Raw genomic sequence first — 22,633 nt, 5'->3', positions numbered from 1 at the left:
TGCCTGGATGTAAGCGGTGCCTGGACTTGCATCGCGAGCAAGCTCGCTCCTACAGGTCCTGCGGTGGCTCGGCTTCACAACGAAGAAGGGGCAGATTGTCTTTCAACAAGTCTGCCCCTTTTTTCGTGTACTGCGGTGAAGCGATGCATTCACGCGACACGGCGTTCGATCAGGCGATCCGAGCCACCTTCGGCCACGGCATCACTGAACAGTTTGTCAGTTTCGGTTGCTGCAACGGCGTCGCTGAACAACTTGTCAGTTTCGGTCGCGGCAACAGCATCACTGAACAGTTTGTCAGTCTCAGCCGCCGCTACGGCGTCGCTGAACAGACGGTCGGATTCAACGGCGGCAACGGCATCGCTGAACAGCGGATCAGTGTTGGTAGAAGCAGCGAAGGCGTTAAGTGCGAAGATCGAGAAAGCGATGCCGATGATGGTTTGGCGTTTCATGGTGTGTGCTCCAAGCGGTGGTCAGTGGGTATGGAGCTGATGTTACGCCGACGCGCCGATAAGAGAACTTCATTGAATTAATGGCTGTTATTAATTCGATCAATGATTGTCAGGTATTCAATGACATGGGTTTCTCACCTCCGGACGGGAGCCCGAAGCGATGCCGGACGAAATTCAGGAACGCGCCATAAGGTCGCCCCAGCGCCAGCATGATCACCGTCACACCGAGCGCCCCACGCAGCAATTCGTCGACGTTGGCACCAGAAATGGCCAGGATGGCGGCATAGATCGGCACTTGGAAACTGACCAGCGCGAGGGAGTCCCATGCGATCTGCGAGAACCGAGTCGTACCGGCATAGTGCATGATCCAGTCACGCCACAACCCATAGGGGCGGCCCGAAACCACCATCAACGCGGCGCCCAGCAGGCGCGCGTGCAGCACCTGCTCCCAGCTCATGCCGGCCACGAAACGTTCGTTGAGGATGCCGGTCACGGTGAAGAAGAGGATCAATGCCAGTGTATCTGCAGCGAAGGATCGCCACGTGGTGTTTCCAGACAACCGATTGTTCCTCCCGGCAGATATGAGGGTGACGCCGCCTCAGCGAGCATCACCTTTACCACATTCAGCGAACTGAGGGTCGCCGATCACTCGTCAGGCATTCTTTTCTGCGTTGAAACCGTCGAAGTTCTCGAACACGCCCATGAATCCAGGAACGGTCGCCTCTCGTGCCCAGTCGCGTTGCAGTTCGCAATACATCTGCACTCGGCTGATAAGTTTTGCGCCGGCCTGTTCCATGCGACGCAACGCCGCCTCGTGCGCGGCGAGCGAAGTGCCGCCGACCGCATCCACCGGCACATAAACCTCATAACCTTCCTGGATGGCGTCGAGTACCGGGAACGTCAGGCAAGCTTCGGTCCATAGTGCGGTCATGATCAGCTTTTTGCGGCCGACCGCCTTCACCGCCTGCTTGAACTCGGTGTCTTCCCAACTGTTGATCGAGGTGCGGTCATAGGTGGGCAGGTGGCCGAGCACATCTTGCAATGGCTGAATCGGAGGCTTGTTGCGACCGGTAGCGACGTTCACGGTGGAGTGGATGATCGGAAGGTTGTAGTTCACCGCTGCCTTGGCGACGCTGGTGATGTTGAACACCAACTCATCGCGGGACATCGAGCGGATCGAGGAGACCTGGATGGGCTGGTAGTCGATGACGATGAGCATCGAGTTTTGCGGCGACAGCAACTGGTCTGTGTGCGGGTTGCGAAGAGTCTCGCTGGCCATGTGTACGTCCTTTTTTTTGGTTTTTTTTACGTCTTTTCCCAGGCGCCATCGCCCAGGGACTGGCATTGTGTCGTTGCCAAAATCGACACGGTAGTGCCATTCTCGGACTAACTGTGTTGCACAATGAGGAACCCTGATTTGGATATCGAAGAACTGCAGACCTTCGTGGAGGTGGCTGATAGCGGCGGTGTTTCATCCGCTGCGTTGCGGCTCGGGGTGTCCAAGTCGATCGTCAGTCGCAGACTTGCCAGACTTGAGCAGGAACTGGGCGTGCAACTGCTGGCGCGATCCACCCGGGGGGCTGCACTGACGGAAGCCGGCGCCACGTTTCGCGAGCATGCGGCCAAGGTTTGCACCGAGATAGACCTGGCCAGGGAAGCGATCCTCCCCACTGGCCCGCTTCGCGGTCGCCTGCGTATTGCCGCGCCTCTGTCTTTCGGCCCGACGCACTTCGCCCCGTTGATCGCGGAGATGGCGCGGCGTCATCCTGGGCTGCAAGTCCAGGCGTGTTACAGCGACCGCTTTGTCGATCTGATCGGGGAGGGGTATGACTGTGCGATTCGTGTCGGCTACCTTCAGGATTCCAACCTGATCGCTCGATGCATAGGCCCGATCAATGGCAAACTCGTGGCCAGTCCGACCTACATCCAGACGCACGGTTCACCGCAAGTGCCGGACGACATCATCGCCCATCAGGCGCTGATGCAATCCACAGAGGCCTGGCAGTTCATGGACGGTGACAAGATCATCTCGGTTCGCCCCCAGGGGCGATTCAAGGCCGACAATGGCACTGCGCTGGTGGCGGCTGCCGTCGCCGGACTCGGCGTCGCTTACCTGCCGGATTGCCTCACCCACGCGCATCTGGAATCGGGTGCGCTCGTGCCGATCATGACCCGCTACCCACCACCGCCGGCGGGCGCCTATGTGGTACGCCCTCCCGGACAGCATCCGGCGCGCAAGATACGCTTATTGACTGAACTGCTGATTGAGTATTTCGGCGAGGCCCCACACTTTGCCGGCGACGTACTCCCCCTATAGGAGGGAGCACGGTCGCGCTTGTGTCTACAGGTCATCCGGCAGGCTGAAATCGTTTCCTTCCAGGTGATGAACCGTCGGTTCCCCGCAAAAGTACTCCTCCAATGCCAGCATGAACACCCGATGGTCTTCACTCGCCTCGAAGCCTGGTGTGTGATCCTCAAGCGTTTGCCAGCGCACGATCAGGTTGAAGTGCTCAGGCGTTTCGATGCCTTGTGCAAGCACGTGGCCAAGGTAACCCTTCGCACGGCGAAGCAGTGGAACCACCTCGGCAAATGCTTCCCTGAAGCGTTCAACCTGGTGCTTGTAAACGGGGAGTACGGCGATCTCGTAAATCATGATGTTCCCTCGCGTGGGTTCAGACAGCCGACGGCTCGACGGCAATTGCAATTTTTCCTTGAAGGCCATTGTTAGGGCTCTCCAGGTGGGCATGGGCGGCGCCAATGTCGGCCAGTGAATAAACCGCACCCACATGCGGCCGCAACTGACCACGCTCTACCAGGGCACTCAACTCATCGAGCTTGCCGCGGTTTTGCCGGGTGAATACGAAGTGATAACTGGCGTTCTTGCCCCAGGCGTTGATCACGTTTTGCGGCTGGGCAATGTCAACAATCGACACCACGCGGCCCAGTTGTGCGAGCACGTCGGGGCTACGCGACAGTGTGTTGCCGCCGATAGTGTCGAACACCACATCGACGCCGTGGCCATCGGTTTCACGCAGGATAACGTCGACGTAATCTTCCTTTTCGTAGTCGATCATCACATCGGCACCCAGGCCTTTCACGAAGTCGAAGTTCGCTTCGCGCACGGTCGTGAACACCTTGGCGCCCATGGCTTTGGCCACCTGGATCGCGACATGCCCGACGCCACCTGCGCCACCGTGTACCAGAATGCTTTCGCCCACCCTGAGCACGGCTCTCACGGTCAGGGCCTCCCACACGGTTCCGCCCACCAGTGTCAGGCTTGCCGCCTCAAGATGGCTCAGGGAAGCAGGTTTTTTTGCAACGATGTTTTCGGCCGCGACGTGATATTCGGCGTAGCTGCCGGAACCTTCGAATATCTGCGGGGTGTACCAGACTTCGTCTCCTGCAGCGAAGGCGGTCACACCGGGGCCCACCGCCTCGACGACGCCGGATATGTCGTGTCCGGTAATCGCTGGCAAGGGGACCAGGTCAGCGTAGTCACCGCGTCGCACTTGATAGTCCAACGGGTTGATCGAGGTGGCGTGCACTCGCACCAGCACCTGTCCCGCGTGTGGCACGGGCTTGGGAACTTCGCGCAGTTCGAACGACTCGGGACCACCAAATGAGTTAAGGATCATTGCTTTCATGGGGAATTCTCGCTTCGGTAAAAAGGAATATCGGGAAAACTCGATGTATAAACTGAAAATTTTTACGACGTTTAGGCTAGGTCTTGATGGTCATGGCGGATCCTTGTTTCTGGAAAAAGGGATATCGGGAATTATCGATATAATAGGGTAAAAAAGTTATAGCTCTTTACCGATAATCTCGGCCAGGGCGCTGATGGTTGCTTCATTGCGTTTGTAGTACGTCCATTGGCCAATGCGCCTGACTTCAACCAGTCCCGCGCGTTGCAGGGTGGCCAGGTAATCAGACACCGTCGACTGAGACAGTCCGACGCCTTCTTGAATGCTGCTGACGCAGACACCCACGGTATGCACGTCCCCTTCGTCCTGCGCCGGGAAGCTGTTCACGGGGTCTTTCAGGCCTTTGAGGATGTCAAGGCGAGTCCGGTTCGAAAGGGCTTTGAAGATGTCGAGTAATTCCATGGAGGTGAAGATATCGGAATTTACCGATATGTCAATCCGTCAATGCATGAATGACCGACCAACGGTAAATCAGGGACTGTGAACTTGATCTCCTTCTGCCGAGGCCGACCGGTGGTGCCAATGGGCGAACGACCCGACCGAGTGCGCCCATCGCGAGCAGGCTCGCGCCTACAGGAGAATATTCGGATTCGCTGTATGACGTATTTAAGTGACGTCTGTGTCTATCGGCAGGAATATCACGACGTTAGCGTGTGTGCACCATCGATTGAATGAGGCCGCCATGGAGCTGACAGCTATCCCGTTTGGCACGACCGACTGGTCGAGCATTGAAGTCACCTCGCACCCGGGAGAGACCGGCACGGCCTACTGGCGCACATGCCAGTTCGGGAAGATTCGTGTTCGGCAGGTGGAATACAGCCCCGGCTACCTTGCCGATCATTGGTGCCACAAGGGGCATATCCTGCTTTGCCTGGAAGGCCGGCTGGAGACCGAACTGGAAGATGGGCGGGTGTTCACGCTGACCGCAGGCATGAGTTATCAGGTCGGCGACAACGCCGAAGCGCACCGCTCATCCACGCTCGTCGGTGCCAAACTGTTCATTGTGGATTGACCGGCCTGCTCAGTTCCCACCTATCCCGAGTGGCTGTTCTCGAGATAACAGCCAGTTGCCCAGTCATACCAAAGCATAAAAAGACAGCGTTGAAGTATGAGTGTCGGCCACTTGTTGAAGATTTAGAGTTTGCGGACAACAGTCCCCCAACTTGAGGTTGCCATGAACATCAAACAGATCTTGTGCGTGCTTTCCCTTGGAGTCTCCTTCATCGCCCAGGCGCAGTCGTTTTCCCTGACCAGCGACGACATCGCTCAAGGTGAATCGCTGACCCAGCGTGAGGTATTCAATGGCTTTGGCTGCGACGGCGCTAACCTGTCGCCGCAGCTTTCCTGGCGCAACCCGCCCGCAGGCACGAAAAGCTACGCCATCACTGTTTTCGATCCTGACGCACCCACCGGCAGTGGTTGGTGGCATTGGACCGTGGCCAATTTGCCGGTGACGGTCACCAGCCTGCCGCGGGGCGCGGGTTCAAACCTGCCTGTCGGAGCGGTCCAGGGGCGCACCGATTATGGCCAGGCTGGATTCGGCGGTGTTTGCCCGCCTGCGGGTGACCCACCTCATCATTACCAATTCACTGTCTGGGCATTGAAGGTCGATTCCTTGCCGGTGGATGCGCAGGCGAGCGGGGCGCTGGTGGGCTATTTGCTCAATGCCAACGTCCTGGCCAAAGCGACGATTACCTCAACGTATCAGCGGTGACATTGAGTGACGCACGACGAACCACTTCGTGCGATGCCGCCTGTCTCATGATGCACTGCGCGCTTGGCCGGGCAGGGAGAAACACATGTTCGTCCCGTGCCCCGGCGCGCTTTCAGTCCAGATGCGCCCTCCATGGGCTTCGATGATCGACCGACATATCGACAGGCCCATTCCCATCCCTTCCGGCTTGGTGGTGAAAAAAGGACTGAACAGTTTGGGCAGATTCTGCGCAGGGATGCCTGGACCATTGTCCTGAATGCGCAACAGCACGTCATTACCCGATGCCGTCTCCAGCAGGATGGAAATCCGTCGTCCTTTAGGTGGCATGCATGACAATGCCTGTAACGCATTCAACAGCAGATTGATGATGACCTGCTGCAACTGAATGCGATCACCCTGGACCCATAAACCGTCGTTCCGTGGCTGAAACTCGATGTTGACCTTGTGCCGCCTTGTCTCCCTGCGTGTGAGCAGCAACGCCTCTTGCAGCACTTCCTGCAGGTTGATCGGCAAGTACTGCGGTTCGGATTTTCGTGACAGTGCTCGAATGCCGCGAATGACTTCACTCGCGCGATGGGCTTCGCTCATGATGCGCTGGATGGCGCCGCAGGCTTCGGCAAAATTGGGGTCTTCGCGATTGAGCCAGCGCAAGCCTGCTTCTGCGTTGGTCGTCACCGCGGCGAGTGGCTGATTGACTTCGTGGGCAATGGACGCCGTCATTTCACCCAGGATCGTGATGCGGGTCACGTGGGCCAGTTGTGACTGAGACTGATGAAGCGCCTCTTCGGCACATTTTGCAGCGGTGACATCCATCAAGGCGCAGAGGTACTCGCAGCATCCGAACGAGTCGGCCCTGCGCTGAGCGAGCATGCGAACATGTTTGCAACGGCCATCGGGCATCAGCAACCTGAACTCCGCTTCCGGACATTCGTGCTGGGCATAGGCCCCCTCAATCAGTTTTTTCAGGTCGCCCGTATCCTCGGGATGAGTGCGAGAGATCATCTGTTGCAGGGTGGGCTGCTCAGGCCCCTCGAACTCGAATATCCGCCGCGCCTCTTCAGACCAGCTCAATTGCCCATCCGGCATTTTCAAGCCAACGCTGCCGGTGCGGCTCAGCCGCTGCGCCCCGGCCAGGCACGCTTCGCTGCGGTGCAAGAGCTGCACTTGTCGCTGCAAAGCTCCCCTGGCCGCTTTGTTCTTCAGTGCAAGGATTGCGCTGATGGTGATGGCCGCAAGGCTCACCAGGCAACGTTCGAAGGGGGGTACCTGCCATGTGTCGGCGTGAGAGACGTGGGAAAGCAGATACGCCGCGAGCGTCAGCAAGCAGCAAAGCAATGAGACCGTGCGCATGCCCCGGTAAGAGAACAGATCACTGGAGATCAGGATCACCGCAACGTAGAGCACCGCGATGGCCACATCCAGCGAGGTCAACCAGTCGACCAGGAAAATCACCAGCGTCAGCGCGACCGCTCCAAGCCTGAGCATCCATACGTGGGGCGTATTGATCAATGCACGGTACTTGGACATGACTGAAGGGACCCTTTTCATTCCGACGGATTTTTCTTGTGTGGGCACATTGGAATGTCAGTGAAAGCCTGCCGTTGCCAGGTCGCCATCTGCGAAGCATCCGGCAGCGGTCGGTGCTTTGTCAGGGGGATTCGCCGGACCGAGCTTGACTGGCCAAAGACCACTGCAAGCGGTTTCACCTACGCGTAGCGTTTTGCACAGGCCTCGGAATTTAACAGCCAGCCTACGGCGTACGATACTCATACCTTCGGTTAGTCAAGGTGTATGCCGCCATGGCGCGCCTTGGAAGGGCGCTGTAGCATCAGCGCAGAATGGTTATGGAGCTGCCCATGAATCTCACGACGCTGGCGATATTCCTGCCTGCATGCTTCGCGCTGAACATGGCGCCGGGGCCTAACAATCTGCTGTCGATCAGCAACGCCACACGCTATGGATTGCGCACGGCTTGTGTGGCTGGAATGGGGCGCCTGCTGGCCTTTGCGATCATGATCGCGCTGGCGTCGGCAGGCCTTGCGGTGGTACTGCAAACCTCGGAGCTGGTGTTTTACGGGATCAAAATCATCGGTGCGGTCTACCTGTTCTACCTGGCGTATCAGCTATGGAGGGCCGACCCGCAGGCCGAGGTCGAATCACCGGAGGAGAGGGCCGGCCTGTGGCAGCTTGCGCGGCAGGAGTTCTTCGTTGCCGCCGGTAACCCCAAGGCCATCCTGATTTTTACCGCGTTCCTTCCGCAGTTTGTCGACCCTGCTGCGCAAATCAGCGCCCAGTTCGCCGTGCTCGGCTTGCTGTTTCTGGTACTGGAATGGATCGCCATCGGCATCTACGCCTACATCGGCCTGCACATGCGCCGCTGGTTCGCGCAGCCTCGGGGCAAGAGAATCTTCAATCGGTGCTGCGCCGGCCTGTTGTCTGCGGCGGCTTCGATGCTGTTGATGGCGCGGCGGGCCTGATCGAGGGAGGTCGCGCCACCCACCACTTCCTGCAAGCGAGTGGCCGAAGAGGAGGGGGCGAGGATTTTAACCGGGGTTCCGGGAAGGTCCATGTCAACGGTCTGGGAGGCGTTCAAAGTGACTGGGACACTACTGCCACTCTCGAACTACATCGACGCCTGCCCAAAGACTTCGTACAACCCGGTGAACGCTTGGGCAAAACCAAAGGTAGCGATGGCGGCCGCGGAAATCGAAGAGATGACCCGCATGAATGAAACGGGCATTTTCTTGCGTAGCGCCGCCGTTAGCCCGCTCAGGCACAGCCACCACGCAGCGGACCCCACAAATACCCCGGGGAGTATGGAGCAGGTGGCGAACCACATGGCGCCATCGCCCTGCTGTTGCTCGCCGGACAGTGGGTCAAGTGCTGCAAAGATCGCGATGAAAGCCAATATTGTCATTGGGTTGGAGAGGGTTAAGCCGAGCGCTGTCAGAAAATCACGAGTGACCGCCACCGAGGCTTCCACCTGCGCGGCCTGCTTGGGCTTCAGCGCGTCACGGGCAATGCTCCACGCCAGCCACACCAGAAAGGCACCGCCCACCACTTTAAGCAACACCGCGAGCGAAGGTGCAGACAAGGCGATCCCGGTAAAACCAATCGCCCCGAGGAATCCATAGACCGTGTCGGCGCTTGCAGCCCCTAGCCCAGTGGCGAGCCCCGAACGGAAACCTCGCTTCAGACTTCGCTGCACGCAGAGCAGTCCAATCGGGCCCACGGGTGCGGCGATTGAAAAACCAATAACCAGTGATTTAACGAACAGCATGTTCCTCTCCCGGCGATACCCATTGATCACGGGGAGAATGGTAGGCGGCCCTTCCATTGTGCAGAATGGGTTTTTCAAGGAAAATTCACCTTCTACCTAAGGAATTAAGTCATATGGATGATATTGACTGGAAAATCCTTGAGCGACTCCAAGCCAATGGCCGTATGACCTATACAGAGCTTGCCCGGCATGTGCACCTCTCGGTGCCGGCCGTCACCGAGCGCGTCAAGCGACTGGAGGAAGGGGGAGTCATCGAGGGGTATGCGGCTCGGGTCAACCCGATAGCGGCGGGTTACCTGGTCGGCGCCATGTTGGCGATGACGGTGCCCCAAACGGCCAAGGCCAAATTTCTCAAGCTGCTGGAGACGATTCCGGAAGTTCTGGAGTGTCATCACATTACAGGAGCAGATTCCTACATCTTCCGAGTAGTCGCCGCCAGCATGAGCGATCTGGAGCGGCTGATCGAAAAGATCAACATCTACGGAGAGACGCGAACGTCGATCGTGATGTCGACTCCGATTCCTGCGCGGGCGATTGAACGGCCTGCTCGATGATGATCCATGTTGGGGCAAGGTAGGCCGCGTTTTGCCGATTTCTGCCGTTTGTGATGGGCAGAAATCGGCCAATTGCTGCCCCTCGGGTAGCACGCGAGAGGCTAAGACGGAACGTATCGGACGAGTATTATGACAAACAACGAAAAACCGCAATACTGCACGATCTGCGCACGCCTACTCGACAAACCGGAAGATCCGCTATCAGGCAATACGGGCGAGGATTGCTGGGGATGCATTGGCGTTATCGAGGCCGAAATGGGGTGTGCAGCGTCGCTCGACTACGTACGCCAAGAATACGAGGCAGGACTTCGGCCTGGCTGGATCGATCCGTTCAAGCCATAACTCGGAAGCTACATTACGACTGCTTCGGGTCGGTTGCTGCCCTTCAGACGTGACAACTACGGCACTCCGTAGCAAGTAAGCGTCAACGTGATCGTTCCCTCGCCTGGGAACGATCAGCCACTACCACTTACTCAATCGGGTCCAACTGATCCAACGCTCGATTAACCGCCAACTCCGCCAGCATGAGGACCTGAGTAATACCCAGCAGGGTGTTACGGTTGGTTCCTTCCGTATGATCCGCCACATCCATGGTCATGACGCTGGCAGATGCCAGTGATTCGCACGCGCTGCCGAGCAAGGTCTGTATGTCGACGTCGGGGTTGACGAAAAACATCGAGCATATTTTGCGGGGGGTAGCTTTGACGTCGGCGAAGAACCCGGGTTCGTAGTAGTCGGTGTCGGGTTGTTGTGAGTAGGACTTTTCGTTGGTGGATGCAGGATCGGCATCCGGTGCATCGGATTTTGACTTGGACATGAATGAAGCTCCTTACTTACAAAAAAGAGAGCCATCACACTCGCTACCAAACAAGGGTGGCGGCCATGCACAGGTTGGTAGACCGGACGTAAGGAAACCGGCGTGCCCGTAGACACCCTGTGCATGGTCACCATGAGGCAGGGTCGAATGAACACTGCGAATCATGCCGCTATGCACCTTACGAGAAGCCGGGCTACCAAACCCCATCGCTGTTTTTTCAGCGACAGGAAAACGATAAAACCCGCACCCAAGGTGCACAAGCCGGCGGATTCTGGCGTGGTGGTAGGCATCGGCGCAAGGTTGTGTAGCTTTCAGGAAGTAAATTGGCAGGCGATTAAACAAGCGGCCAGCGTCGAAAGCCAGGAGACGGACAAACGAGCCACGATAGGCGTCGTGACCACCCAATAAACTGCTCGGCAAGGGTTTCGGGGCATTGGGCTGAGCTTGCTCGCGATGGTGGCCCAGGCACCGCGGGGGATCAGATGCCCCGAGTCATCGTTGACGACCATCGCGAGTGAACTCGCTCCTACAGGTCTGGTGTGAACCGCATGATTTGGGCATGCCACGGTCCCTGTAGGAGCGAGCTTGCTCGCGATGGTGGCCCAGGCACCGCGGGGCATCAGGCGCCCCGCGTCATCGTTAACGACCATCGTGAGTGAACCGCATGATTTGGGCATGCCACGGTCCCTGTAGGAGCGAGCTTGCTCGCGATGGTGGCCCAGGCACCGCGGGGTATCAGATGCCCCGCGTCATCGTTAACGACCATCGTGAGTGAACCGCATGATTTGGGCATGCCACGGTCCCTGTAGGAGCGAGCTTGCTCGCGATGGTGGCCCAGGCACCGCGGGGCATCAGATGGCCCTTGTTATCGTTGACGACCATCGCGAGTGAACTCGCTCCTACAGGTCTGGTGTGACCCGAGAAGCACCGCGGGGCATCAGGCCTCCCTAATGCGATGACACATAAACCGAACCCGACGCCGGCGCCGGCAGCGCGTAGGTCGCTTTCATCCATTCAATCTCCGCCTGCGGCGTACGGCCAAAGAACCGTTTGAACTCGCGGCTGAATTGCGAGGCGCTTTCATAGCCGACATTGAACGCCGCCGCCGAGGCGGTCATGGCCTGGCGCAGCATCAGCAGGCGCGCTTGGTGCAAGCGCGTTGATTTCAAATATTGCATGGGCGAGGAGTCCGTCACGCTGCGAAAATGCAGGTGGAAATTGGGCACGCTCATGCTCGCTTCCTGGGCCAGTTGCTCGACATCAAGGCGTTCCTGGTAGCTGCTGTGGATCTTGCGAATGGCGCGGCTGACCTTCCCGAAATGGCCTTGGCGATTGAGCGCGGCACGCATTGAGCCACCTTGCTCGCCGATGAGAATGCGGTAGTAGATTTCGCGCACCAGCGACGGCCCCAGGATGGCCGCCTCGCCCGACACGCTCATGGCTTCGAGAAACCGCAGCGTCGAGCGGCGCAGGGAGTCGTCCATCGGCGAGGCGTACATGCCTTTGGGTGGGGCGTCGCTGGGACCGTGTATTTCATCGACTTGCAGCATCAGCTCGCTGGCCATCTGCAAATCCAGGCGCATGTAGATTGCCAGCATCGGCTCGGCCGCGCTGGCATCGGTCTCCATGGTGAAGGGCAGGGGCACGGACACCACCAGGTAGTGCTGGGCGTCGTAGACGTAGACCTCGTCGCCCAGATAGCCGCGCTTGCGTCCCTGGCAGAGGATGACGATACCCGGGTCATAGAGCACCGGCGTACGGCTCAGCGGCTGGTTCGAGCGCAGGAAGCGTACATCGTCCAGCGCGCTGAGGTTGTAACCTTCCACCGGCGCGAGTTGGGTGAGCAACTGCACCATGCGTGCGGTGTTCGGGTCGGCCCCTTTCATCCACTCATCCTTTGCCGGGTGCTTGATAGTCGGTAGAGCGGGTCAGCGCTTCCCATTGTTCAATCTCGGCGAGCGCGCCTTGCAGTTTGTCACGCACCAGACTCAGTGCGTCACTGCCCAGTAACAGGTGCCTGGGCGGGTTAGGACTGTCGATGATCTGCAGTATCGCCTGCGCAGCTTTGTGCGGGTCGCCCAATTGCTTGCCGCTTTTCTCTTCACGCCCCCTGCGCACCGGATCGAAACTGGCGTCGTAGTCGGCGATGCTGCGAGGCGTACGCTGCATCGAGCGGCCAGCCCAATCGGTGCGGAACGAGCCCGGAGCGACGGCGGTGACGAAGATGTTGAAGGGGTGCAGCTCTTTGCTCAGCGTATCGGAGATGCCTTCCAGGGCAAACTTGCTAGCGCAGTAATAGGCGATTCCCGGCATGGTGATGGTGCCGCCCATGGAGGTGATGTTGAGGATATGCCCCGCCCGGCGCTGGCGGAAGTAGGGGAGCAACGCCTTGGTCACCGCCACCGGGCCGAACACGTTGACGTCGAACTGGTGGCGCATGTCTCCCAGTGGTGACTCTTCGAAGATGCCTTCGTGGCCGTAGCCAGCATTGTTGATCAGCACATCAATCGGGCCGTGCGTCGATTCGATCTCGGCGACCACTCGGTCGATGCGCTCGAAGTCGGTGACATCCAACATCACACCGTGTGCGTTTTGCGGGGAGAGTGCTTGAAAGGCCAGCAGGTCGGATTCGCGGCGGACAGTGCCGATGACGCGGTGACCGCGCGCAAGCGCCTCTTGTGCCAACGCGTTGCCGAACCCGCTGCTCACACCAGTAACGAATAGGGTTTTGGTGCTGGTCATGGCGTACTCCCATCAATAGGTGAGGTGCCATGGTAGCCATCGCCGGATCACTGACCTATGCCGGTTTGTCTTCGAGCATTGCCTATTTCTATCAACACTTGGAATCAGGACACGAGCGGTGGGTGATCGAGTCATCAAGGTCTCGCCAGGGCGTGCTGGCGATCCCGGACTGTGTGCAGGAAGGTGCGTGAGGAAAACTTAATGCGCCCTCGCTTTCGGCTTGTGTCACTTCGCAAAACCGGCACACCACCACACCGCCTTTGAGCTGCCAATGTGCGTTCCAGGAAACGAGTTTTTCAGTCGGAGTCATGAGAAAACGGTTCGATTAACTGTACATTGAGATTGAAATTGTATAATTATTTTGAGGCCGCATCATTTAGTTCGACCGAGCGGCAATCCGTTTGAATTTTCAAAGACTTGAAGCATCACTTGCTTATGAGCAAAAGGAGACCCTCATGAGTCAAGTTGATCTTTTCGTTATTGAGTACAAGCTTCATGGGGAGCAAAAAAAGTTTGTCATTCGTACCGCCGAAATGAACAACGCGCATGCGTGGCAGTGGGCCAGTTGTGATGCTGGCGTTGCCCCCATTCCCAAGCCTGGCCGCAAGCCGCTGAAACCCATGACCAAACCGATGGCAGAGCGCTACGGCATTACCGATGTCCGGTGGCGCGCTACGCACTCGCTTGCATGGGATGAGGAGCATCAACATGGATAATCCGCAGCCGTCGTTGCATTGCGAGGATAGTTGGGAAGAAGCGCTGGCGAGTAATCGCCGGCTTTTTCGTGAGGCGGACAGATTGGAAGATGATGCCTATCGCATCATCGAGTCAGGGATGAATGATCCTGGGGTGCTGGCGCGTTTTTCCGAGGCAAAGGCATTGGCAGATGCGCAGCGAAGAGCTGCGTTTCTGGATTGGCTGCGGATCAAGCGCGAGAGGGCCGCTTCAAAGCAAGACGGCAATTAAGTCGCCCAGCATCATCGCGGCACCTGACACAAATATCAGGGTCCCCAGCAGGGGCAGCGGATGAGTCACCAGATTCGTAAACGTTGTCATGAAGTCTGCCTCGTAAAAAGCCCTTGAATGGTCGACGCGGATTATCCACGCCTTGCGTAGTGCTCGTCTGACAAGGGCAGCGCATTGGGGAGAAGCGTGCCAACACCGAATACATTGACGGCCATACACACCTTGAGCGCTCTGCATGCCTGCTGACAGTCGAACTCAAAGCCTGCATGTGCTTTTTCCATTTTTTGGGCGAAGTAAGTCCTGACATTCAATTTTCGCGTGGGTTTATTCACGGCTGTAGCTCCGAAATAACAGCGACCCCGTAAAGGGGTCGCTTCAGGTTGATCAAGCATTCTTGCCTTGCACGAAACCAGAGCCCAGATCGGCTCCCGTGACAGGTTCGCTGGTGGGGTCGGAAGCAGTTCGAAGTTTCATCGCTTCAAGTACGGCTTCATCCGCTTCAGGGAGATCGACTGCTGCCAGGCCGTCGCCACCGTCGACTGCCGGTTCGGGATTTTCGACGTATTCCCACTCGACACCTTCGTTCCATGGACCGCGAACATTGGGTTCGCCCGACATGTTGAAGTATGTGTTCGCGAACTCCGGAATCCCCGGGAGTTTGCCTTGCGGGAAGTTAGGCTGAATCGCATGAAGCGCTTTTTCGAACGATTTCTGGTGGGCAATTTCGCGGGTCATCAGGAACCCCAGCGCGTCCTTGATGCCTGGGTCATCGGTGACATTCATCAATCGCTCGTACACGATTTTTGCCCGTGCTTCCGCTGCGATGTTGGAGCGGAAGTCAGCAGTGGGCTCGGTGATGGAGTCCACGTAGGCGGCGGTCCAGGGGACGCCGGCGGAGTTCACCAAGGGCGCACCTGCTCCATAAAGCAGGCTGGTAATGTGGGAGTCATTACCGGCACCATTCATCGCGCGGTAAAGCTCTCCCTCTTCCTGCACGGCTTCGGCCAGTTGTCCCTTCGCACCCCGGTTGAGCATGACAATGATCGAGCCGACGATTTCGAGGTGACTCAGTTCCTCGGTCGCAATATCCATTAATAGATCCTTGCGGCCTGGATCTTCCTCGGCCAGTGCCTGGGTGAAATAGCGCGCTGCTGCTGCCAACTCGCCATTTGCGCCACCGAACTGTTCAAGTAGCAGGTTAGCCAAACCGGGGTTCGGTTCTGCTACGCGAACGGTGTATTGAAGTCGCTTGTTATGTAAAAACATTTTGATTTCCTCAGACCAGGTTTTATTCGCGTTCACCACTGTGGGTGTTGGCGTATGCCCTATTAGTGAGAGGAGGGAAGCTTCGAAATTTCCTTTTATTCGTGCGCGCCGTGACGAGCGGTATCGTTTCTAAAGTTCAAGTTTTTTTGCCAAAGACGCGGGTAAATGACGACAAAAAAAGGGAGTCATTCACCCACCCAGTTGTCTATAGCGTTAGCGGCTCGAGGCAATCACGCCACGGTTCGTATGAATTTAACGCGCACTCAATAACGAGGTAGTACTTATGAACAGCATTATTTATATCGTCGGCCTGGTCGTGGTGATCGCAGTTGTCCTGTCCTTTCTGGGCCTTGCTTGATCGTCCAACCACGAATACAGCGGACGTCTGATTCAGCAATGCGGTTGAACGGACGTCCTTTTAAAACAGGGGTTCTCGTTCGGTTTGCTCACCCAGTTTGAAAACTCGCCAACTTCCGAGGCCGTCTGTCGAAAGCTCTGTAAGTTTTTGAAGTTATCCAGAACTCCGGCGCTTCAGATGTGGGGTGGCGATCTTCGCGCATCTGCCGGGATCGCACTCACCCATTCTCTGAATAACAGGAGTTTCAAATGGCTCGCTCGAAGCGCACCGGGTTTGATCCAATACGTTCCAGCGTATTTGCCGCCACCATCGTTTCCTTTGAGCGTGAAGCTGCGCGTATCTCAAGAGGCTTGCTCTTCCATCAACCAGGCTCGGCGACCCGACGCCAGGGCCTGAATTAGGAGAAGCCATGTCGCAACCTTCATCTTCATTTCGTTTGGGGTCTCGCTCCTGGGTCAGGCATCTCAACCGATCCGGTTGGCTGGGTTGGTGTTTCTGGTTGATGGTCGTCGCAGTGGCGTTCCTGCTGTTGTTCAGCGGCTATGGCGCCTTCGTGGGTGCCAGCAGAGATTTTCTGCATCTCGCCGTTCTGGGAGGCCTCTCGGGCTTTGGAGCAACTGCGCTGGGCGCTTGCGTTGCATTGATCCTCAGGGAAATCTCGTCTCGCACTCAGGACACAATGTTGGGGTTCGCTGCTGGCATGATGCTGGCTGCCAGTTCCTTTTCGCTGATCCTGCCTGGCATCGCGGCGGCCAGGGATTTGCTCGACAACCAGTTGCTGGCGGCGAGCATCGTGGTACTGGGGCTCGGCCTGGGGGTCGCGCTGATGATCGGACTGGACCGATTTGTGCCCCACGAACATGTTGAAAGTGGCAAGCGCGGACCTGAAGCGAAGCGCATCAATCGGATCTGGCTGTTCGTGCTGGCGATTACCCTGCATAACTTGCCCGAAGGCATGGCCATCGGCGTGAGCTTTGCCTCTGGCGACATGAAGGTCGGGTTGCCGCTGACCACCGCCATCGCCATTCAGGACATTCCCGAGGGGCTGGCGATCGCGCTCGCATTGCGGGCCATTGGACTGTCGGCGAGCCGAGCGGCAATCATCGCCATTGGCTCAGGGCTCATGGAACCACTGGGGGCGATTATCGGCTTGGGTGTTTCCAGCAGTTTCGCCTTGGGATACCCGGTGGCGCTGGGCTTGGCGGCAGGGGCAATGATCTTTGTCGTGTCCCATGAAGTCATTCCCGAGACCCATCGCAATGGTCATGAAACGCCAGCCACGCTGGGACTGATGCTGGGCTTTGGGGTCATGATGTTTCTCGATACGGCACTGGGCTGACCTCTTGAATGGGGGCGTTCGTCCCGCGCGTAACAACCTCTTCGAACAGCCCCCCGATGGTTACCCGGTTAAACGCTCTTTGCTGGATTACGCAGGACGCTGGTGCTGTACCCGGTGGCGATGACGCGCTCTGCCGCACGCTGTCGACAGGCGTCGCCAAATGCGCGGAAGATGGCCAGGTAGTCCGGATGGCCCATTACCTGCCATTCCGGATGCCATTGGATTCCGAGGGCGAAGGCCTTACTGCCTTCCACAGAGAGTCCCTCTATCAACCCGTCTTCGGCTACCGCCTCGATTCGCAGACCCTGACCGACCGTTGCAATGCCTTGACCATGGACCGAGTTGACCTCGATGTTCTCCGCCAATCCCAGGCCCGACAGCACACCGCCCGACCGCACTTTAATCGCATGCGCGGGTGCGTACTGATCTTCGATGGGTTCGTTTCCGGATGGTTCGTGCTCGGCGCCCGCGTCACCGAGCTGTTGATGCAGCGTGCCGCCGAAGGCGACGTTCATTTCCTGAAACCCGCGGCAGATTCCTAACACCGGCACGCCTGCCTCCACCGCCGCGCGCCAGAGTGGAAGCGACACTTTATCCCTGGCAGGGTCGTGCATCATCCCCGGCGGGCTCGGATGGCCGTGGTAGTGATGCGGTTCGATATTGGACGGGCCGCCGGTGAATAGCAGCCCATCGAGACCATCGAGGATTTCCGCCGGGTCCAGCAACTCCGGTAACAACGGCAATATCAATGGCAGCCCCTGGGCGCCGGTCGCGACCGCACGCGAGTATTTGTCGTCATTGATCTGGACGGGATGTTTGTTGATTTTCCATGAACAGGCAGTGACACCAATGATTGGCAGACGAGACATGTGAACCCCCCGATTCACGGCGATATGCCGTTTACCCGTTGGATTGCCCAACGGGCGTGGACGTTCAGTCGAATGCGCAGCGAAAGGCGTTGCCGTTACTGATGCGAGTAGAGCGCCAACGCCTTGGCGAACCCCTGCGCACGAAAGATCGCGCTGCCTTGGCCGAGATCCCCATCGCTGGCCACCAGATACACCTCGTTCGTGCCCGGCTTGAGCGCCATGCTGGTAGAGCGCAGGAAATGCCCGTCTTCACGTCCCGGAATCAGAATCTGCCCGATGGGCTGACCGTTTGGGTTAAGCACCAGCACCCGTCCCTGACTGTACATGGCCACATACAGATTGCCGTCTTCATCGACGCGCATCGAGTCGGGTGAAGGACCGTTGAAGCGATAGACGACGGCTTCGCCAAAGGGGGCGATGGTCTGCGCATCCTTGAGCTCGATGCGGTGCAGCAGGCCCGTGGCGAATTCGGTGACCCACAACGTCTTGCCGTCGGGCGAAAGCGCAATCCCGTTGGCGATCGCCAGCTTGGGCAGGATCGGAACGATGGTGTCGCCGCCGGGCGCCACGTAGTAGACACCGCCACTGGGCTCGGTCGAGGTGCCTTTGAAATCGGTGAAGTAGAAACCACCCGCATTGTCGAAAACGAGATCATCGACCAGGTAATTTTTATCGCCGGCAATGATCACTTGCTTGCCGGAACCGTCGGCGTTGTAGGCAGTGAGGTTGCCGGTGTCCTTGAAGTTGCCCAGGCCCGCGACAAACAGACGGCCGTCCTTATGAATGGCCAGACCTGCCGAGCCCAACTCGTTTTTTGGCACGACAACGCGGAGCTTTTTCTGCGAGTCGAGCTTGAGCACCTGGCCACCGAACACCTCTACGAAGAACAGGTTGCCGTCGCGGTCGAACGACGGTCCTTCAAGTTGCAGTCCCTTGTCCGACACCTTGAACCACGGCTGCGCGGTGACGGTGGGCAGGTTTTTTTCAGGCGCTGGGATGGCCTGCAACTGCGGCCCCTCCTTGGTGTAGGCCAAGGTGGGAATCGGCGTTTGTGCCTGGACGAGGGTGGCACTCGAGGTCAACACGAACAGCATGGGAATGAGCGTTTTCTTCTGCACAGTAATCACCTGCTTTTTATTATGTTTGCAAAACCTCAAGCGCCCAACAGTGCAGCCAGCGCCGGCACCGTGAGCACGGCGGTGTAATAGCCCATGAATTGCACACCGATGTTGAAACCCAAAAAGCGTGACAGGAACCCGCCCAGCAAGCCGACGGTGACAATGACCGAGAGGCCCAGCAAGCCACCTTCCCAGATGCCGATCACCAGGATCAGGCCGACAAAGGTTGCGATCACCGCTTCATGGCTGATCTTGCGCGAGACAAACGCCGCCGCCCGGTGCGCGTAGTTCATGGTGAAGGGGTAGGCGACCAGGATTGCCACGATCACCGCCAACATGCCATAGCCGAAGAATTCCCAGGTGCTGAGCAGCGAGTGCAGGTTGTTCACTTGCCCCGTGGCTGAGTCCACAGTGAAGCGCGGGGGCGCATTGAACAGCGGCGCGGCGGGGCCCGCAGCCACCGGGCTCAAGGGCAGGCCAAAGGCAATCAGCGGGATCAGGGCTTCGGCAATGTAGGTGGATTCGGTAACGCCGTTGCGCGCGGTGATCACGGTGGTCAAGCGGTGGTAGACATGCTTGACGCGAGCACCCACCACTTCACCCATGATCACGGTCATGGCCACCGGGCTGAAGACGAAGGTCGCACTGGACACCGCAGCGGTAGCGGCAGTCCACAGGCTCTGTTTGCGATCCAGGACTTTGAGCGGGTTGGGAAAGAAGCCGCCCCAGCTCTTCACGTCAGGCGCCAGGGAAAAGCTGCGCACCGACTCACGACGCATGTTCGCTCGTTCGGCCGGCGCCATCATGGAAAAGAGCGCCGCGATCAAGGGGCCGATGGCGATACCGAGGAAATAACTGACGCTGAGCTTGACCCCATACTGTGCGGTGATGCTCTGCAAACCCACGATGATCATTACGAACGGGATCAACGCCAACACGGCTGCCAGGCGGCCCTTGGAGAACCAGGCAATGGCAATGGCTGCGGCCAGAAATACCCAGGGCGCCGCGTATTTGATCATGTCGCCGAACGGCGCAAGCATCACCGCGAACAACACGGCCATGGGCACCGCGATCAATGCGGCAATGACTGCACCGGAAATCATCTTGCGCAAGGCAATGTGTGGCACACCGAGGTTGCGCAGGAAGTTGGCTTCACGCATCAAGGGCGTCGCCATGGTGTCGCCCGGTATGCCCAGCAACGCCGTCGGCACCGCGTGGGTCATGTGCTTGGCCACGGCCCCCGCCAGGAAGAATGTCAGCACGCCCGGCGCGGGCACGCCCAGTAATACCACCAGCAAGGTCAAAGGGGCGAGGGTGGTGGTTTCGTCGCTGCCGGAAATCAGGCCGATGCCGGCGAAGATCACGGCACCGAGAAGGCCCATGCCCAGAGCGATGAGGACTTGATCCAACAGGGCCGGCATCATGGCTGGCCTCCATTGATCGCCACGGCCGCACGTTCGGTGACCGCAGGCTTGTCGCTGGCTCGGTCAGGCGCCGCTAACGTTCTTTCGTGCTCGGCGAACAGCTCGTAAAGGTCCATTTCGCGAAGCTCGGCGACCGTTTCCGGTGGCAGATCGCAGAGGCGCCCCAGATCGCCGAACTCGCTCTGCAATTCCTTCAGTACTTCAGCGCGCCAGGCGGGATCGGCTTGCTCCTCCACCACATGGCGCTTGGGCTTGAACAGCGCCGCACTGATGGCACCACCGGCCAGGCAGCCGACGATGCCCACCAGCATCGCGTAGGCGCGGGCCATCTGCGCCGAGGCGACCCAATGGGCCAGCACTTGTTGGGCGACGAAAAATGCGCCAAGGCTGACGATCGCGCCAATCGCGATGGAGTAGATCAGGTGACGACTGTCTACGGTGTCGCCCCAGACTTCGTACAATTGAGGTTTCAACAGAGTTCTCCCACGGCCCTAAGGGCTTTTATTGTTATGCACGTAGAGATGTGACGCGCGTCCGGCTTCCTGTCAATCGCCAACCCCGTGCAAGCCGCCCCGAGCGCCGACTTCGGCCAATCGCACGTTCTCTTCAGGCCCGGTCATCAGAGGGCGCGCTTTTGCTTGAGCAGTTGCTCGGCGTGATCGGCACGCACGTCCCGCGCCTCGACCATCTGCTTGACCAGCCAAGTGACTTCCTCGCCGCGAGCGCCCGCGGACAAGGCGATGTTTCGAGCGTGAAGCGCCATGTGGCCGCGCTGGATACCTTCGGTAGACAAGGCCCGCAGCGCACCAAGGTTTTGCGCCAGGCCGACGGCCACGGCAATTTCCGCGAGTTCCTGGGCCGTCTTGACGCCCAGGATGCGCAGTGACAGTTGCGCGAGCGGATGGGTTTTCGTCGCACCGCCCACCAGTCCCACAGGCATGGGCATTTCGAGGGTACCGACCAGATGGCCGTTGCTGTCTTTTTCCCAGGTCGTCAGCGAACCGTAGTGACCGTCGCGACAGGCGTAGGCGTGTGCGCCGGCTTCCACCGCGCGCCAGTCATTGCCGGTGGCCACAATCAGCGGGTCGATGCCGTTCATGATGCCCTTGTTGTGAGTGGCAGCACGGTAGGGGTCGATGGCGGCAAAGTTGTAGGCATCGAGAATACCTTCGATCACGTCTTCGCCCGGGTATTCGCGGGTGGTCAACAACTCGGGCGCAATGCGCACCTGGGCACGGGCCAGGCGCAGGTCGGCCAGGTTCGAGAGAATCCGCAGGCGCACCTTGCCGCCAGTGATCTCTTCCATCAGCGGAGCCACGGCCTCGGCCATGGTGTTGACCGTGTTGGCACCCATGGCATCGCGCACGTCGACAATCAGGTGCGCCACCAGCATCGGGCCCCTGGGGCTGTGGGGGAAAGTGTGGACCTCGACGTCCCGGCAACCGCCGCCCAGCTTGTTGAGCAACTGGTCCTTGCGGTTGGCCAGTTCGATGATTTCTTCCTTGCGACGCATCAGGCTCAGGCGGGCGTTGTACGGGTCGGCAATGTCGACGATCTGCACCTGGGCGCGCATCAGCGGCAGGCTGCTGGAAGTCATGAAGCCACCGGCATCGCGCGCCAGTTTGGCCATGAAGGACGCCGCTGCGACCACCGAAGGTTCCTCGACCACCAGCGGCACGATGACATCGCGGCCATTGATTTGGAAGTTACTGGCAACCGCGTAGGGCAGTTCAAATGTGCCAAGCACGTTCTCGATCATGCCATCGGCAATGTCCAGCCCCAAGGCGCCGGCATCACGCAGCAAGGCCACGTCGTCGGTGGGTAACGCGAGCACTTGTTGCAAGTGTTCAAGGCGCTGCGCAGGCGAGAGGCTGCGAAAATTCGGAAGGCGCGAATCGATACTCATGGATGATCCTGTAACGTTATTGTTTTCGAGTGAAACCACCCTAATGCGCTCTGTGCCTGCAAAGAAGGTACAGTTTGGACGGACAGTACCTAAGCTGTACCCTTGCGCATACATTCACTCGGGACGATGA

General features: G+C 58.6%; 28 protein-coding genes. 10 read left to right on the top strand and 18 right to left on the bottom strand.

The genetic code is table 11. From position 1 onward, the window contains the following. Nucleotides 1–149: 149 nt before the first annotated feature. The 3 genes from AB4N33_RS09325 to AB4N33_RS09315 form a co-directional block, all read right to left on the bottom strand. Nucleotides 150–449 carry a hypothetical protein gene (locus AB4N33_RS09325; RefSeq protein WP_476457086.1) on the bottom strand — a complete coding sequence of 100 codons (300 nt, stop codon included), beginning with the start codon at nucleotides 447–449 and terminating at the stop codon, nucleotides 150–152. A gap of 109 nt (nucleotides 450–558) precedes the next feature. Then, nucleotides 559–1,008, bottom strand: a complete 450-nt coding sequence (gene alaE / locus AB4N33_RS09320; protein ID WP_476457085.1) for an L-alanine exporter AlaE — start codon at nucleotides 1,006–1,008, stop codon at nucleotides 559–561. Between the two features lie 93 nt (nucleotides 1,009–1,101). Beyond that, nucleotides 1,102–1,728, bottom strand: coding sequence for a hydrolase (locus AB4N33_RS09315; protein WP_460125918.1), 627 nt, complete (start codon nucleotides 1,726–1,728; stop codon nucleotides 1,102–1,104). A 138-nt stretch (nucleotides 1,729–1,866) separates the two neighbouring features. On the opposite strand from AB4N33_RS09315, the gene AB4N33_RS09310 reads away from it, so the two are divergent. Next, entirely contained in the window at nucleotides 1,867–2,766 is a 900-nt protein-coding gene (locus tag AB4N33_RS09310; protein WP_476457084.1) for a LysR family transcriptional regulator, read from the top strand. A 24-nt stretch (nucleotides 2,767–2,790) separates the two neighbouring features. Here the strand turns inward: AB4N33_RS09310 and AB4N33_RS09305 are convergent, their stop codons facing one another. The 3 genes from AB4N33_RS09305 to AB4N33_RS09295 all read right to left on the bottom strand — a co-directional run bounded on the left by AB4N33_RS09305 (nucleotide 2,791) and on the right by AB4N33_RS09295 (nucleotide 4,552). Beyond that, entirely contained in the window at nucleotides 2,791–3,102 is a 312-nt protein-coding gene (locus tag AB4N33_RS09305; RefSeq protein WP_460142143.1) for an antibiotic biosynthesis monooxygenase family protein, read from the bottom strand. 19 nt (nucleotides 3,103–3,121) lie between these two features. Further along, entirely contained in the window at nucleotides 3,122–4,093 is a 972-nt protein-coding gene (locus AB4N33_RS09300) for a zinc-dependent alcohol dehydrogenase family protein (RefSeq protein WP_460125914.1), read from the bottom strand. Nucleotides 4,094–4,249: 156 nt separating this feature from the next. Next, complete coding sequence (locus tag AB4N33_RS09295) at nucleotides 4,250–4,552, bottom strand: ArsR/SmtB family transcription factor (RefSeq protein ID WP_476457083.1); 303 nt, start codon at nucleotides 4,550–4,552, stop codon at nucleotides 4,250–4,252. 280 nt (nucleotides 4,553–4,832) lie between these two features. Here AB4N33_RS09295 and AB4N33_RS09290 point away from each other — a divergent pair, with 280 nt between their 5' ends. Next, complete coding sequence (locus tag AB4N33_RS09290; RefSeq protein WP_476457082.1) at nucleotides 4,833–5,162, top strand: DHCW motif cupin fold protein; 330 nt, start codon at nucleotides 4,833–4,835, stop codon at nucleotides 5,160–5,162. Nucleotides 5,163–5,324: 162 nt separating this feature from the next. Next, the gene (locus AB4N33_RS09285; RefSeq protein ID WP_476457081.1) at nucleotides 5,325–5,864 is read left to right on the top strand and encodes a kinase inhibitor; all 540 of its coding nucleotides are present in this window, start codon (nucleotides 5,325–5,327) and stop codon (nucleotides 5,862–5,864) included. A gap of 45 nt (nucleotides 5,865–5,909) precedes the next feature. On the opposite strand, the gene AB4N33_RS09280 is transcribed toward AB4N33_RS09285, so the two are convergent. Continuing rightward, nucleotides 5,910–7,391 (bottom strand): sensor histidine kinase, encoded by a 1,482-nt coding sequence (locus tag AB4N33_RS09280; protein WP_476457080.1) that lies wholly within the window; start codon nucleotides 7,389–7,391, stop codon nucleotides 5,910–5,912. A gap of 329 nt (nucleotides 7,392–7,720) precedes the next feature. Here AB4N33_RS09280 and AB4N33_RS09275 point away from each other — a divergent pair, with 329 nt between their 5' ends. After that, nucleotides 7,721–8,341 carry a LysE family translocator gene (locus AB4N33_RS09275; RefSeq protein WP_460141979.1) on the top strand — a complete coding sequence of 207 codons (621 nt, stop codon included), beginning with the start codon at nucleotides 7,721–7,723 and terminating at the stop codon, nucleotides 8,339–8,341. A 146-nt stretch (nucleotides 8,342–8,487) separates the two neighbouring features. On the opposite strand, the gene AB4N33_RS09270 is transcribed toward AB4N33_RS09275, so the two are convergent. Beyond that, a complete protein-coding gene (locus tag AB4N33_RS09270; RefSeq protein ID WP_476457079.1) occupies nucleotides 8,488–9,144 on the bottom strand; it encodes a LysE/ArgO family amino acid transporter in 657 nt (218 codons plus the stop codon). Between the two features lie 113 nt (nucleotides 9,145–9,257). Between AB4N33_RS09270 and AB4N33_RS09265 the strand changes: the two genes are divergently transcribed. Further along, nucleotides 9,258–9,698, top strand: a complete 441-nt coding sequence (locus AB4N33_RS09265) for an Lrp/AsnC family transcriptional regulator (protein ID WP_476457078.1) — start codon at nucleotides 9,258–9,260, stop codon at nucleotides 9,696–9,698. Nucleotides 9,699–9,827: 129 nt separating this feature from the next. Further along, the gene (locus tag AB4N33_RS09260) at nucleotides 9,828–10,040 is read left to right on the top strand and encodes a hypothetical protein (protein WP_476457077.1); all 213 of its coding nucleotides are present in this window, start codon (nucleotides 9,828–9,830) and stop codon (nucleotides 10,038–10,040) included. 127 nt (nucleotides 10,041–10,167) lie between these two features. On the opposite strand, the gene AB4N33_RS09255 is transcribed toward AB4N33_RS09260, so the two are convergent. The 3 genes from AB4N33_RS09255 to AB4N33_RS09245 form a co-directional block, all read right to left on the bottom strand. Then, nucleotides 10,168–10,515: a DUF6124 family protein gene (locus tag AB4N33_RS09255; RefSeq protein WP_460125894.1), complete on the bottom strand. Its 348-nt coding sequence runs from the start codon at nucleotides 10,513–10,515 to the stop codon at nucleotides 10,168–10,170. 947 nt (nucleotides 10,516–11,462) lie between these two features. Beyond that, the gene (locus AB4N33_RS09250) at nucleotides 11,463–12,401 is read right to left on the bottom strand and encodes an AraC family transcriptional regulator (protein ID WP_476457076.1); all 939 of its coding nucleotides are present in this window, start codon (nucleotides 12,399–12,401) and stop codon (nucleotides 11,463–11,465) included. 4 nt (nucleotides 12,402–12,405) lie between these two features. Beyond that, the gene (locus AB4N33_RS09245; protein WP_476457075.1) at nucleotides 12,406–13,257 is read right to left on the bottom strand and encodes an oxidoreductase; all 852 of its coding nucleotides are present in this window, start codon (nucleotides 13,255–13,257) and stop codon (nucleotides 12,406–12,408) included. A 29-nt stretch (nucleotides 13,258–13,286) separates the two neighbouring features. Here AB4N33_RS09245 and AB4N33_RS09240 point away from each other — a divergent pair, with 29 nt between their 5' ends. The 3 genes from AB4N33_RS09240 (at nucleotide 13,287) to AB4N33_RS09230 (ending at nucleotide 14,223) form a co-directional block, all read left to right on the top strand. Beyond that, a complete protein-coding gene (locus AB4N33_RS09240; RefSeq protein WP_476457074.1) occupies nucleotides 13,287–13,448 on the top strand; it encodes a hypothetical protein in 162 nt (53 codons plus the stop codon). A 264-nt stretch (nucleotides 13,449–13,712) separates the two neighbouring features. Further along, the gene (locus AB4N33_RS09235; RefSeq protein WP_460125886.1) at nucleotides 13,713–13,973 is read left to right on the top strand and encodes a DUF6555 family protein; all 261 of its coding nucleotides are present in this window, start codon (nucleotides 13,713–13,715) and stop codon (nucleotides 13,971–13,973) included. Next, nucleotides 13,966–14,223: a hypothetical protein gene (locus AB4N33_RS09230; RefSeq protein ID WP_460125884.1), complete on the top strand. Its 258-nt coding sequence runs from the start codon at nucleotides 13,966–13,968 to the stop codon at nucleotides 14,221–14,223. Before AB4N33_RS09235 ends, AB4N33_RS09230 begins: the two co-directional genes overlap by 8 nt. A gap of 131 nt (nucleotides 14,224–14,354) precedes the next feature. Here AB4N33_RS09230 and AB4N33_RS09225 read toward each other — a convergent pair whose 3' ends face one another. Together AB4N33_RS09225 and AB4N33_RS09220 are read right to left on the bottom strand one after the other, a co-directional pair. Next, a complete protein-coding gene (locus tag AB4N33_RS09225; RefSeq protein ID WP_460125882.1) occupies nucleotides 14,355–14,555 on the bottom strand; it encodes a hypothetical protein in 201 nt (66 codons plus the stop codon). Nucleotides 14,556–14,607: 52 nt separating this feature from the next. Then, on the bottom strand, nucleotides 14,608–15,489 hold the full coding sequence (locus tag AB4N33_RS09220) for a manganese catalase family protein (protein WP_476457073.1): 882 nt from the start codon (nucleotides 15,487–15,489) through the stop codon (nucleotides 14,608–14,610). A gap of 767 nt (nucleotides 15,490–16,256) precedes the next feature. Between AB4N33_RS09220 and AB4N33_RS09215 the strand changes: the two genes are divergently transcribed. Beyond that, complete coding sequence (locus AB4N33_RS09215; protein ID WP_476457072.1) at nucleotides 16,257–17,186, top strand: ZIP family metal transporter; 930 nt, start codon at nucleotides 16,257–16,259, stop codon at nucleotides 17,184–17,186. A gap of 68 nt (nucleotides 17,187–17,254) precedes the next feature. Here AB4N33_RS09215 and AB4N33_RS09210 read toward each other — a convergent pair whose 3' ends face one another. From AB4N33_RS09210 to AB4N33_RS09190, 5 genes are all read right to left on the bottom strand, one after another. Next, on the bottom strand, nucleotides 17,255–18,055 hold the full coding sequence (locus tag AB4N33_RS09210) for a gamma-glutamyl-gamma-aminobutyrate hydrolase family protein (protein WP_476457071.1): 801 nt from the start codon (nucleotides 18,053–18,055) through the stop codon (nucleotides 17,255–17,257). A gap of 95 nt (nucleotides 18,056–18,150) precedes the next feature. Next, entirely contained in the window at nucleotides 18,151–19,173 is a 1,023-nt protein-coding gene (locus AB4N33_RS09205) for an SMP-30/gluconolactonase/LRE family protein (RefSeq protein ID WP_476457070.1), read from the bottom strand. A gap of 35 nt (nucleotides 19,174–19,208) precedes the next feature. Further along, complete coding sequence (locus AB4N33_RS09200; protein WP_460125864.1) at nucleotides 19,209–20,597, bottom strand: tripartite tricarboxylate transporter permease; 1,389 nt, start codon at nucleotides 20,595–20,597, stop codon at nucleotides 19,209–19,211. Beyond that, on the bottom strand, nucleotides 20,594–21,070 hold the full coding sequence (locus tag AB4N33_RS09195; protein WP_476457069.1) for a hypothetical protein: 477 nt from the start codon (nucleotides 21,068–21,070) through the stop codon (nucleotides 20,594–20,596). Before AB4N33_RS09195 ends, AB4N33_RS09200 begins: the two co-directional genes overlap by 4 nt. Nucleotides 21,071–21,216: 146 nt before the next feature. After that, nucleotides 21,217–22,503 (bottom strand): hydroxymethylglutaryl-CoA reductase, degradative, encoded by a 1,287-nt coding sequence (locus tag AB4N33_RS09190; RefSeq protein WP_476457068.1) that lies wholly within the window; start codon nucleotides 22,501–22,503, stop codon nucleotides 21,217–21,219. Nucleotides 22,504–22,633 lie beyond the last annotated feature (130 nt).

It is taken from the genome of Pseudomonas sp. S1_E05 (assembly GCF_056337105.1).
Note: the sequence above shows the minus strand (reverse complement) of the source record. Positions and strands in the feature narration are given on the sequence as shown.

Bases quoted from the DNA above. Each gene is read 5' to 3' on its own strand.
- AB4N33_RS09325 (WP_476457086.1), bottom strand. From the start codon at position 449: ATGAAACGCCAAACCATCATCGGCATCGCTTTCTCGATCTTCGCACTT.
- AB4N33_RS09245 (WP_476457075.1), bottom strand. From the start codon at position 13,257: ATGACCAGCACCAAAACCCTATTCGTTACTGGTGTGAGCAGCGGGTTC.
- AB4N33_RS09275 (WP_460141979.1), top strand. From the start codon at position 7,721: ATGAATCTCACGACGCTGGCGATATTCCTGCCTGCATGCTTCGCGCTG.
- AB4N33_RS09230 (WP_460125884.1), top strand. From the start codon at position 13,966: ATGGATAATCCGCAGCCGTCGTTGCATTGCGAGGATAGTTGGGAAGAA.
- AB4N33_RS09260 (WP_476457077.1), top strand. From the start codon at position 9,828: ATGACAAACAACGAAAAACCGCAATACTGCACGATCTGCGCACGCCTA.
- AB4N33_RS09220 (WP_476457073.1), bottom strand. From the start codon at position 15,489: ATGTTTTTACATAACAAGCGACTTCAATACACCGTTCGCGTAGCAGAA.
- AB4N33_RS09305 (WP_460142143.1), bottom strand. From the start codon at position 3,102: ATGATTTACGAGATCGCCGTACTCCCCGTTTACAAGCACCAGGTTGAA.
- AB4N33_RS09250 (WP_476457076.1), bottom strand. From the start codon at position 12,401: ATGAAAGGGGCCGACCCGAACACCGCACGCATGGTGCAGTTGCTCACC.
- AB4N33_RS09315 (WP_460125918.1), bottom strand. From the start codon at position 1,728: ATGGCCAGCGAGACTCTTCGCAACCCGCACACAGACCAGTTGCTGTCG.
- AB4N33_RS09270 (WP_476457079.1), bottom strand. From the start codon at position 9,144: ATGCTGTTCGTTAAATCACTGGTTATTGGTTTTTCAATCGCCGCACCC.
- AB4N33_RS09190 (WP_476457068.1), bottom strand. From the start codon at position 22,503: ATGAGTATCGATTCGCGCCTTCCGAATTTTCGCAGCCTCTCGCCTGCG.
- AB4N33_RS09285 (WP_476457081.1), top strand. From the start codon at position 5,325: ATGAACATCAAACAGATCTTGTGCGTGCTTTCCCTTGGAGTCTCCTTC.
- AB4N33_RS09200 (WP_460125864.1), bottom strand. From the start codon at position 20,597: ATGATGCCGGCCCTGTTGGATCAAGTCCTCATCGCTCTGGGCATGGGC.
- AB4N33_RS09265 (WP_476457078.1), top strand. From the start codon at position 9,258: ATGGATGATATTGACTGGAAAATCCTTGAGCGACTCCAAGCCAATGGC.
- AB4N33_RS09290 (WP_476457082.1), top strand. From the start codon at position 4,833: ATGGAGCTGACAGCTATCCCGTTTGGCACGACCGACTGGTCGAGCATT.
- AB4N33_RS09210 (WP_476457071.1), bottom strand. From the start codon at position 18,055: ATGTCTCGTCTGCCAATCATTGGTGTCACTGCCTGTTCATGGAAAATC.
- AB4N33_RS09300 (WP_460125914.1), bottom strand. From the start codon at position 4,093: ATGAAAGCAATGATCCTTAACTCATTTGGTGGTCCCGAGTCGTTCGAA.
- AB4N33_RS09295 (WP_476457083.1), bottom strand. From the start codon at position 4,552: ATGGAATTACTCGACATCTTCAAAGCCCTTTCGAACCGGACTCGCCTT.
- AB4N33_RS09280 (WP_476457080.1), bottom strand. From the start codon at position 7,391: ATGTCCAAGTACCGTGCATTGATCAATACGCCCCACGTATGGATGCTC.
- AB4N33_RS09240 (WP_476457074.1), top strand. From the start codon at position 13,287: ATGGTAGCCATCGCCGGATCACTGACCTATGCCGGTTTGTCTTCGAGC.
- AB4N33_RS09235 (WP_460125886.1), top strand. From the start codon at position 13,713: ATGAGTCAAGTTGATCTTTTCGTTATTGAGTACAAGCTTCATGGGGAG.
- AB4N33_RS09215 (WP_476457072.1), top strand. From the start codon at position 16,257: ATGTCGCAACCTTCATCTTCATTTCGTTTGGGGTCTCGCTCCTGGGTC.
- AB4N33_RS09255 (WP_460125894.1), bottom strand. From the start codon at position 10,515: ATGTCCAAGTCAAAATCCGATGCACCGGATGCCGATCCTGCATCCACC.